This window comes from Bradyrhizobium forestalis (genome assembly GCF_002795245.1).
GTDB classification, from domain to species: Bacteria; Pseudomonadota; Alphaproteobacteria; order Rhizobiales; family Xanthobacteraceae; genus Bradyrhizobium; species Bradyrhizobium forestalis.
In genome coordinates, this window is record NZ_PGVG01000005.1 from 200770 (window position 1) to 212831 (window position 12062).

Annotated in this window: 2 protein-coding genes; one reads left to right on the top strand and one right to left on the bottom strand. The window is 63.3% G+C overall.

Annotated elements, in window-relative coordinates:
* Positions 1–65: 65 nt before the first annotated feature.
* Complete coding sequence (locus CVM73_RS08860) at positions 66–7403, top strand: calcium-binding protein (protein WP_146006582.1); 7338 nt, start codon at positions 66–68, stop codon at positions 7401–7403.
* Positions 7404–7737: 334 nt separating this feature from the next.
* Here CVM73_RS08860 and CVM73_RS08865 read toward each other — a convergent pair.
* On the bottom strand, positions 7738–12062 hold a 4325-nt coding region (locus tag CVM73_RS08865), incomplete at its 5' end, for a beta strand repeat-containing protein (RefSeq protein ID WP_100231610.1).

Genomic DNA, 12062 nt, shown 5'->3' on the forward strand with positions numbered 1-12062 from the left:
TCGGCAGCGATTTTGCCGACACGTTCAACGCGGTCGGATTTACCGGTTCGACCGGTCTGCCCGGCGTGGCCGCCGGCCAGAGCGAGTTTGAGGGGCGCGGCGGCGACGACATCGTCGTCGGCGCTGTCAACGCGTTGGGGCAGTTTGTGACGCGGCTGTCCTATCTGGGAGCAGGCAGTGCGGTCACCGTCGACGTCGGGGCCGGGACCGCGGATGGCGACGCCTCCGTCGGCCATGACAGCTTCTCCAACGTCTCGACCATCTGGGGCTCGGCCTCCAACGACACGTTCTACGGCAGCGACAATGCCGCGTTCACCTACGAGACCTATGAAGGTCGCGGCGGCGACGACTATATCGACGGCCGCGGCGGCTACGACCAGGTCACCTACAATTCGGATCCGACGACCACGTCAGGCATCTATGTCCACCTCGCCGCGGGCATCGTGAACGGCGACGCGACGGTCGGCACGGATACGATTCGCAGCGTCGAGGCCGCCCGCGGCACCAACTTCGACGATACGTTCGACGCGACCGGATTCGGTCAGGCCGGGGCGACCAATGTCGGCTCCTCCGGCAGCTTCAACGACTTCGCCGGCGCCGGCGGCAACGACACCATCATCGGCAACGGCTTCACCCGCCTGAACTACCAGATCGCAGCCTCCAGCGTCAGCGTCGATCTCGAGACCAGCGTCATCGGGACGACGAATGCGGTCACGGTTGCCGGCAGCGCGACAGGTGCGACCGAAGGCACCGATAGCTTCACCGGCGTCAATGCGGTGCAGGGCTCGACCTTCTCCGACACGCTGCTCGGCAGCAGCTTCAACAACAACTTCACGGGTCTCGGCGGCGACGACTACATCGACGGCCGCGGCGGCTTCGACGTTGCCATCTACAACAGCCTCAGCACGGTCACGGGCGGCGTCAGCGTCGACATGGCGGCGGGCACGGCGACCGGCGATGCGTCGATCGGCACGGATACGCTGCGCTCGATCGAGGGCATTCAGGGCACGGGCTATGCCGACACCTATGTGGCGACCGGCTACGGTCAGGCCGGCGCGCTCAATGTCGGCAACAACGGCAATTACAACCAGTTCGAAGGCCTGGGCGGCGACGACCAGATCACCGGCAACGGCAACACGCGGCTGCTCTTCACGAATGCCACCGGCGGCGTCACCGTCAACCTGAACGCCGGCTCGGTCACGGGGGACGGGTCGGTCGGGCATGACACCTTCACGGGCGTCAACAGCGTCTATGGCAGCAATTTCGTCGACACTTACGACGCGACAGGCTTCGTCGGTTTCAATTCCTTCCAAGGTTTTGCCGGCAACGATCTCATCACCGGCAACGGCAGCACGCAGCTCCTGTTCGCCAACGCAACCGGCGGCGTTGTTGTCGATCTCGCCACCGGCACCGTCAGTGGGGATGCCTCGGTCGGGCACGACACCATCACCGGTGGCGTGAACGGCGTGTCCGGATCGGGCTTCAACGATACGCTGAAGGGGGGCAGCGGTGCCGATAATCTGCTCGGCAACGGCGGCGCCGATACCTTCGTTTATGTAAGCGGCGGCGGTGCCGATTTCATCGGCGACTTCTCGCATGCGCAAGCCGACAAGATCGACCTTTCGGGCGCAGGCATCTACAACCTCGCCGACATCCAGGCGCTCGCTTCACAGCAGGGAGCGAACACGTTCATCAATTTCGGCAATGGCGATAGCCTGACGCTGCAGAACGTGACTTTGGCGAACCTCACGGCTGCTGATTTCATCTTCGCGCCAGGCGTTCACCTGATCGGCGATGCCAATCCGAACACCTTGGTCGGCACGGTCCATGCGGACAAGCTGAGCGGCCTCGGCGGCAACGACGTCCTGCAAGGACTTGGCGGCAACGATCAGCTCGATGGCGGCCAGGGCTTCGATCGCGCCGATTACAGTGATGCGACGGGAGGCATCACCGCCAATCTTGCCGCCGGCTCGGTGACCGGCCCGGGTGTCGGAACAGACGTGCTGGCGAATGTCGAGGGCATCCTCGGCAGCGATTTTGCCGACACGTTCAACGCGGTCGGATTTACCGGTTCGACCGGTCTGCCCGGCGTGGCCGCCGGCCAGAGCGAGTTTGAGGGGCGCGGCGGCGACGACATCGTCGTCGGCGCTGTCAACGCGTTGGGGCAGTTTGTGACGCGGCTGTCCTATCTGGGAGCAGGCAGTGCGGTCACCGTCGACGTCGGGGCCGGGACCGCGGATGGCGACGCCTCCGTCGGCCATGACAGCTTCTCCAACGTCTCGACCATCTGGGGCTCGGCCTCCAACGACACGTTCTACGGCAGCGACAATGCCGCGTTCACCTACGAGACCTATGAAGGTCGCGGCGGCGACGACTATATCGACGGCCGCGGCGGCTACGACCAGGTCACCTACAATTCGGATCCGACGACCACGTCAGGCATCTATGTCCACCTCGCCGCGGGCATCGTGAACGGCGACGCGACGGTCGGCACGGATACGATTCGCAGCGTCGAGGCCGCCCGCGGCACCAACTTCGACGATACGTTCGACGCGACCGGATTCGGTCAGGCCGGGGCCACCAATGTCGGCTCCTCCGGCAGCTTCAACGACTTCGCCGGCGCCGGCGGTAACGACACCATCATCGGCAACGGCTTCACCCGCCTGAACTACCAGATCGCCGCCTCGAGCGTCAGCGTCGATCTCGAGACCAGCGCCGTCGGGACGACGAATGCGGTCACGGTTGCCGGCAGCGCCACAGGTGCCACCGAAGGCACCGACAGCTTCACCGGCGTCAACGCGGTGCAGGGTTCGACCTTCTCCGACACGCTGCTCGGCAGCAGCTTCAACAACAACTTCACGGGTCTCGGCGGCGACGACTACATCGACGGCCGCGGCGGCTTCGACGTTGCCATCTACAACAGCCTCAGCACGGTCACGGGCGGCGTCAGCGTCGACATGGCGGCGGGCACGGCGACCGGCGATGCGTCGATCGGCACGGATACGCTGCGCTCGATCGAGGGCATTCAGGGCACGGGCTATGCCGACACCTATGTGGCGACCGGCTACGGTCAGGCCGGCGCGCTCAATGTCGGCAACAACGGCAATTACAACCAGTTCGAAGGCCTGGGCGGCGACGACCAGATCACCGGCAACGGCAGCACGCGCATCGTCTACGCCAATGCGACCGGAGGCGTGACCATCAACCTCCAGGCCGGAACGGCCAGCGGCGATGGCTCGATCGGTCACGACACGTTTACCGGCGTCAACAGCGCCACCGGCAGCAATCTTGCCGACAGCTTCGATGCAACCGGGTTCGCTGGCTTCAACGCCTTTCAGGGCCAGGGCGGTAACGACATCATCACTGGAAATGGCAGCACGCAAATCCTGTTCGCGAATGCGACCTCGGGCGTAATCGTCAACCTCGCAACCGGTACCGCGGACGGCGACGGTTCGGTGGGGCATGACACGATTGTGGGAGGGGTGACCAACGTCGCGGGCTCGAACTTCAACGACACGATCACCGGTTCCAACGGCAACGACCAGCTGTTCGGCAACGGCGGCAACGATCTGCTCAGCGGTGGTGCCGGTAACGACGCCCTGAACGGCGGCATCGGCGCAGACACCTTTGTCTACGCCACCGGCGGCGGCGCCGATATCATTGGCGACTTCGTACAAGCGGACGCCGATAAGATCGACCTCACGGGGGTCCCTGGTGTCTCGACCCTCGCGGACATTCAGGCGCTTGCCACACAACAAGGGCCGAACACGGTCATCGACTTCGGCAACGGTGACACCCTCACGCTGCTCAACGTGACGCTGTCGAACCTCACGGCCGCTGACTTCATCCTGGGGCAGGGCGTGCACCTCACCGGCGACGCTGGCGCAAATACGCTGGTCGGCACCGCCTACGCCGACAGCCTGAGTGGCCTCGCCGGCAACGACCGCCTCAAGGGCCTCGATGGCAATGATCTGCTCGATGGCGGCCTCGGCTTCGACCGTGCCGACTATACCGCGGCAACGGGAGGCATTACCGCAAATCTCGCGGCAGGCTCCGTGACGGGTCCCGGGGTCGGCACTGACACGCTGGTGAATGTCGAGGGCATTGTCGGCAGCAATTACGCCGACACGTTCAACGCGGCCGGCTTTGCGGGCGATACCGGCATTGCCGGCACCAATGTGGGCTTCAACGAGTTCGAAGGCCGCGGAGGGGATGACACCATTACCGGAGCAATGAACAGTCTGGGTGCGCTCCTGACGCGTATCTCTTACGCCAACGCAACGGGCAGTGTGACCGTCGATTTGACGGCCCATTCGGCGACCGGAGATAGTTCGGTCGGTACCGATACCTTGGTGGGCTCGGGCTTCGCAGGGGTTGTCGGCTCCGGATTTGGCGACCAAATGCTCGGCAGCGCCAATGGCCCCGGGACCGTGGAGATCTTCGAAGGCCGCGCCGGTGACGACTTCATCGACGGCCGGGCTGGCTTCGACCGGGCGGACTATGCGCTCGATCCGACCGCAATGGGCGGAATCAACGTTCAGCTTGCCGCGGGGATTGTGACGGGCGACGCCGCGACAGTTGGCACCGACACGCTTCGATCGGTTGAGTCCGTGCGCGGCTCGAACGCCGCGGACGTCTTCAACGCCGTTGGCTTCAGCGGAACCAGCCAAAACGGCGGTTCCAACGGCACCTTTAACGAATTCATCGGCATGGGAGGCAACGACAGCATCACCGGTAATGGCAACACGCGCGTTGCATTCACCAACGCGACCGGCGCGGTGACCGTCGATCTGCTAGCGGGTACGGCGAGTGGTGACGGATCCACCGGGAGCGACACCTTCAGTGGCGTCAACGCCGTGATGGCCTCGATGTACAACGACACCATCCGCGGCAGCAATATCACCACGGCTACGGAGACGTTTACCGGCCTTGCCGGTGACGACTTCATCGACGGCCGCGGCGGCTTCGACATCATCAGCTACAACAACCTCTACTTCTCCACCGGCCCGGTAACCATCGACTTCACAGCGGGCACCGCGATGGGCGACGCTTCGATCGGCAATGATACGTTCCGCGGAATCGAAGGTGCTCAGGGCACCACGTTCAACGACGTCTTCACGGCCACAAATTTCGGCGCCGTTGGCTTCCAGAACGGCGCAACCAACAACGTCGGCAACAACGGCAACTTCAACCAGTTCGAAGGACTGGCTGGCAACGACACGATCACCGGCAACGGCAACACCCGCATCGTCTATGCCAGCGCGACGGATGCCGTGACGATCAACCTGCAGGCGGGGACGGCGACCGGCGGCAGCTCGATCGGCACGGACACCTATGTCGGTGTCAACAGTGCGACCGGCAGCAGCCTCAACGACACCTATAACGCCGCGGGCTTCACCGGGGTGACCTTGGCCGGATCGTTCGGTACCTTCAACCTGTTTGAAGGCCTGCTCGGCAACGATACCATCACCGGTAACGGCAATACGCGGGTCTCGTATTCTCAGGCGAACGGCGGAGTTTCCGTCGACCTTTCGACGGGAATCGTGAGCGGTGCCGCTGGCGCCGACGTCATCACGGGCGGCGTCAACAGCGTCCAGGGGTCGAACCAGGCCGATACGCTGGTGGGCAGCTCCAATAACGAGTTCTTCTTCGGCGGCGGCGGTGGCGACACGATCAACGCCGGTGGCGGCAACGACGGGATCACCGGCCAGGGCGGCGATGATACGATCGACGGTGGCGCCGGCACCGACATGGTGATCTTCTCCGGCATGCAATCGCAATACAACGTCACGACGGCTGGAACGATCCAGGTTCAAGACACGGTAGCGAGCCGTGACGGCACCGACACCCTGACCAACATCGAAGTGCTGCAGTTCAGCGACGCCATCGTGCTGCAGTCGCCGGGCGCTTCGGGGAGTCCGATCGATCTCTCGACGCAGCAGCTCTCTGGCGCCGCACCCGTGCTCGGAACCGCCGGAGACGATTATCTTCGCGTCGGAGCCAATATTTTCGGGCACGCCCTCAATCTGGGGGCAGGGACGGGCGATACCGTCCTGCTCAACAACACGTTCGGCAACGGCTACACGCTCAATCTCGCCGGTGTCGAGAACCTGGTCGGCACTGGCAACGACGAGTTCGTCAATCTCACGGCGAATGCCAACGGACTGGTGGTCGACCTCGGCGGCGGCAACGATCAGCTTAGTCTCGCGGGTGGCGCCAACACGCTCAGCCTGAGTGGCGTCGAGGGAATCGGAGGATCCGATTTCGGTGCGGCGCCAGGCGTCAACGACGTGCTCACCTTGACGACGACGGTCACGGGCCTGAACATTAGCCTCGGCAACGGCGACAACACGATGAATCTCGCTGCCGGCGCGAACTCGTTCGTGAACATCTATGATGTCAACCACGTATACGGAACGGCGAGTGACGACACCCTAACCGTCACCGGCGCGATCGCGGCGGCGAACGGCGTTGCGATCGACCTCGGCAACGGCGAGGATGCGATCGTCCTTGACGGAAACTTCGCTGCCTTTGCCGCAACGGGCGTCGAGCACATCAACGGCAATTCGGGGGACAATTCGGTCAGCTTGACGAACAACGTCAACGGCATCGCCATCGATATGGCTGGCGGAAGCGATTGGGTGTCGCTCGCCAATGGCGTCAATTCGCTCAGCATCACTGGTGTCGAAAACCTCAACGGCAGTGATTTCACCGGCAATCTCAATCCGTCGGACGATACGGTCACGCTGCTGAACACCGTGTCCGGCGTGACGGTCAATCTCGGAGACGGAACGGCCAATGTCCTGAATCTCGCCGCGGGCAGCAATTCGTTCGACAATCTGTGGAACGTGAACCTGCTCAACGGGAGCTCGTCGGACGACACTCTGACGCTGCAAGGTAGCCCCGCGAACGTGATCGATCTCGGCGACGGCAACGACACCCTGAACGTCAACGCGAACGTCTACGATGTCACGGTGACCAACGTCGAAAACATCAACCTGGCCGCAAATTTCGACCGCATCACGATCGGCAACACGACCGGCGACACGACCGTTATCGCCGGCGCGGGCGCGGACGAAATCTTTGCCAGCGCGGGCCATGACAACTTCCGCTTCGTCGGCATCGCAGATTCCGTCCAGGGCGCTGCCGATACCATCCACGGCTTCGATGCAGCCAACGACAGCTTTACCTTCTCGAGTGTCGGCGTGGCCGGAGGTCACATCGAGTACGTGGATAGCGCGGCTCTCCTTGGCGGTAATCAGGCTTCTGCTCATTTGCTGAATTTCGGTCCGGGCAACGACGCCCTCCAGATCGATATCGATGGCGACGGAGCGAGCGATATGGAGATCAGCCTGCTGAACGCCACCGGCGCGTTGCACAATGGCAACTTCCTGGTGAGCTAGCCTGAGCTAGCTCCGGAGTCGCGATAGACCGTCTCCGGAAGGGACCATGTCGATGCGCCGCAGCGCCGCCTCAATTGCGGCGTTACGTTTCGAGCAGCTTGTGCCGCAACACGCGGTAGCGTTGAATCTCCCAGGACAGCTCGGCGACATCGATGGCGAGCAGCCATTCGATGGCGGAGTGCGGCGCAAGGTCAGCAAAGCGGCCCGACGATGTACTCGAGCGCGGTTCGTGGAACGGTCGGGATCAACACGATCGCTCGCATGTCGGGATACGGGCGAATGTCCGGCAGGCCCGCCGGGCCGCAACATTCGCCCGATCGATCCATTCGCAGCGTCAGATCAGAAGCTCATGATAGCTGACAAGCGTTCCCGTGTTCTTGTCTGCCTCCGTCTGGAAGCCCGCGGCATCGTACTGGCCCAACAGGGCAATGTCGGTGGTGTGAATACCGTCAGTCACCGACAGCGTTCCTCCAGTGCCGGCCTGATTTGCGACATAGCTCGCGGTCGTGCCGACCCCGAATGCCACATCGAGGAGATCGAGGTGGTCATCCCCGTTAAATCCGGACACGACCCCGCTAAAGTCGAAGGAGTCGTGGAGCACGATTGTTCCGGTGGCTCCGGCATCAAGCGTTATCTTGGCCGACGAGGCGGCTCCGAATTCGAGCGTGGCTACGCCATCCATCAAGGCGGTGCCGCCGCCGGTGACGCTGCCATTGAAGGTGATGTTGGCTCCATGCGCCCACAGCAGCCCAGAATTATCAAGGTTGCTGGCGATGACCATCCCGCCGCTGCCAGCCGCTTCAAGCGTTCCGGAATTGACGATGGTGTTCGTCCCGGTATCGATATCGAGCACATGGATGCCGGTGGCGACAATCGTGCCTTTGTTGACCAGTCCCATCATCCCGTCCCCGAGGTGGCCCGCGCCGGCGATCGTGTTGTCCACATTCGTCAGCGTGACGTCGGAGGTCGTTCCGGTGATCAGGTTCTGATCGCTGTCGGACAGCACGACCTGCCCATGACCCTGGAGCGTGATGCCGTGTTCGATCAGCTCGAGGTTTGTTCCATTTCCGGTCGAGTTCAACTCAATCGTACCCGTGTTGTCGATGGTGCCGCTCAACGGAAGCAACGCGCCGTCGCCTATCACCAGGCTGCCGGAATTTTCCGTAACGGGTGTTTGATCGAATACGAAATTGCTCGATGTGAGCGATGTCGGATCCAGACCTTGCAAGGTGATCGATTGGCCTTCTCCCAACTCGATCACAGCGTTGCCGTTGGCGTCGCTTAGAGTATGCGCCTGAACGTCGGCGAACGAGGCGAAGGTAGCGTAATCGATCAGATCGATTTGGTCATGCATCGCGTCGAAGTTATAAACCACGTCGTGACCGATCGGCTGCGCGAACACCAGCAGGTCGCTCCCGCTCGAAGCTGTCAGATGGTCGTCGCCCGACACAGCAAAGATCGGCGATCCCTGCGCATAGACTTCGACATTGTCGGCCACGGTTGTCGTCCAAGCACTGCCATCGGTATTTGTCCAGGTCTGCGTGACGTTCAGCACCACCGCACCCGCGAAATCCAGCGGCGAAGTGATTGTCATCGACTGCACATCATTTGTCTGGGCAGTCCAGGTGCCATCGCCGTTATTCGTGGCGTTACTGAGACTCCAGCCCAAGGGCACCCCGCTGATCGTGACGGTAATTACATCATTGGGATCATCTGAGGGATCGACCAGACCCAGGTTGATGGCCTCGCCAGCGATACCGGCGGGAAGGACAGTGGCTCCGCTCCCTTTCACGATCGTGACGGTGTCAGTGTCGGCGAGACCTCCTCCGTCGGTCGTTGTCATGGTCAACGTCCGCGTGGTGTTGTTTGACCCGCCACTAAACGTCACGCTAGCCAAGGCCGCATTGATGTCCGAGATCGTGCCGGAGAACGTCATCGCTTTGGTGCCGTTGCCGCCGGAACTGAATGTAAGGCCTGATGTTGTGGAGAGCGTTAATATGCCGGTCGATGATTGCGGAGCGTTGCCCAGCGAGAGCGAAACAGTCTCGGTGCCGTTGTCGACATCATTGACTCTCAGCGTGAAAGTTGCTGTCGAGCCACCGCCGCTGCCGTTTCCCACGGTCTGTTGCCCCGGAACGGTATTCACCGGCGCGTCGTTGGCGCCGTTGATGGTGACGGTCAGCACCGCCGTGTCGGTCAGGCCGCCGTCGGTGACGGTGTAATTGAAGGTGTCGATCGTCGTCTGGCCGACGTTGAGCGCCTGCACGGTTGCGTCGTTCTCGTTGACCACGTACGTGTAGCTGCCGTTGGCATTGAGTGTCAGCGTGCCGTGCGCGCCGACCAGGCCGACGCCCAACGTGCCGGCCGTGCCAGACCCCTCGGTGCCGCCGGTGCGGATTGCACTGACCGTCAAGCTGCCGCTGTCGACATCGATGTCGTTGGCGAGCACATTGCCGCTGCCGTTGACGCCGCCAGTGCCGTTGACCGTGCCGCCCTTCTCGGTCGCAGCCGTGGCACCCGGACTGGCACTGGTGTCATTCACGGCGAGCGGCGCATCATTGGTGCCGGTGATGGTCACCGTGACGGTGCCGGTGGCGGTGCCGTCCTGACTGGTCACCGTGAACTGGTCCTGCACCTGCTGGCCGGCGGTGAGCTCGTCATGGGCGCCGTTGCCGGTGTAGCTCCAGGCGCCGGTGGCATCGATGCTGAAGTCGCCATAGGTGCCGTGGACGTTGGTTTGCGTCACGACATGGGCCTGGCCCGTGTCAGGGTCGGTGATGGTGAGCTGGCCGCTGGTGTTGAGCGCGGAGGCGGCATTGCCCTCTGTCACGGACTTCGAGTCCGAGCTCACCGTGGCCGCGTCGTTGGTCCCGATGATGGTCACCGTCACGGTACCGGTCGCGGTGCCGTCCTGGCTGGTGACCGTGAACTGGTCCTGCACCTGCTGGCCGGCAGTGAGCTCGTCATGGGCACCGTTGCCGGTATAGCTCCAGGCGCCATTGGCATCGATGGTGAAGTCGCCATAGCTGCCGTGGGCGTTCGTCTGGGCCACGACATGGGCTTCGCCGCTGTCGGGATCCACAATTGTCAATAGGCCGCTGGTGTTGAGCGCCGCGGCGGTGTTGTCCTCGGTGACAGACTTCGAGTCCGAGCTGACTGTCGCGGCATCATTGGTGCCGGTGATGGTCACCGTGACGGTGCCGGAGGCGGTGCCGTCCTGACTGGTCACCGTGAACTGGTCCTGCACTTGCTGTCCGGCGGTGAGCTCATTGTACGCGCCGTTGCCGCTGTAGCTCCAGGCGCCGTTGGCATCGATGCTGAAGTCGCCATAGGTGCCATGCACATTGGTCTGCGCCACGACATGCGCTTCGCCGGTGTCGGGATCGGTGATGGTCAGTTGGCCGCTGGTGTTGAGCGCGGCCGCCGTGTCGCTTTCGGTGACGGACCTCGAGTCTGATGAGACGGTTGCGGCGTCGTTGCTGCCGGTGATCGTCACCGTCACAGTGCCGGTGGCGGTGCCGTCCTGGCTGGTCACCGTGAACTGGTCCTGGACCTGCTGGCCGGCGGTGAGCTCGTCATGGGCACCGTTGCCGGTGTAGCTCCAGGCCCCGTTGGCGTCGATCGTGAAGTCGCCGTAGCTGCCGTGGACGCTGCTCTGCGCCACGACATGGGCTTCGCCAGTGTCGGGATCCACAATCGTCAGTTGGCCGCTGGTGTTGAGCGCCGCGGCGGTGTTGTCCTCGGTGACAGACTTCGAGTCCGAGCTGACTGTCGCGGCATCATTGGTGCCGGTGATGGTCACCGTCACGGTGCCGGTGGCGGTGCCGTCCTGGCTTGTCACCGTGAACTGGTCCTGCAGCTGCTGGCCGGCAGTGAGCTCGTTGTGAGCGCCATTGCCGGTGTAGCTCCAGGCGCCGTTGGCATCGATCGTGAAGTCGCCATAGGTGCCGTGGACGTTGGTCTGGGCCACGACGTGGGCTTCACCCGTGTCCGGGTCGGTGATGGTGAGCTGGCCGGAGGTGTTGAGCGCTGCGGCAGTGTCGCCCTCGGTGACGGAGTTCGAGTCCGAGCTCACGGTCGCGTTGTCGTTGGTGCCGGTAATGGTCACCGTCACAATGCCGGTCGCGGTGCCGTCCTGGCTGGTCACCGTGAACTGATCCTGGACCTGCTGGCCGGCGGTGAGCTCGTCATGGGCACCGTTGCCGGTGTAGCTCCAGGCGCCGTTGGCATCGATGCTGAAGTCGCCGTAGGTCCCGTGGACGTTGCTCTGCGTCACCACATGCGCCTCGCCCGTGTCGGGATCCACAATTGTCAGCTGGCCGCTGGTATTGAGCGCTGCCGCAGTATTGTCCTCGGTGACGGACTTCGAGTCCGATGAGACGGTGGCCGCATCGTTGCTGCCGGTGATGGTCACGGTCACCGTGCCGGAGGCGGTGCCGTCCTGGCTTGCCACCGCGAACTGGTCCTGGACCTGCTGGCCCGCGGTGAGCTCGTCGTGGGCGCCGTTGCCGGTGTAGCTCCAGGCCCCGTTGGCATCGATGGAGAAGTCGCCATAGCTGCCGTGCGCGTTGGTCTGCGCCACGACATGAGCCTCCCCCGTGTCCGGATCGGTGATGCTGAGCTGGCCGCTCGTACTAAGTGCGGCGGCGGTATCGGCCT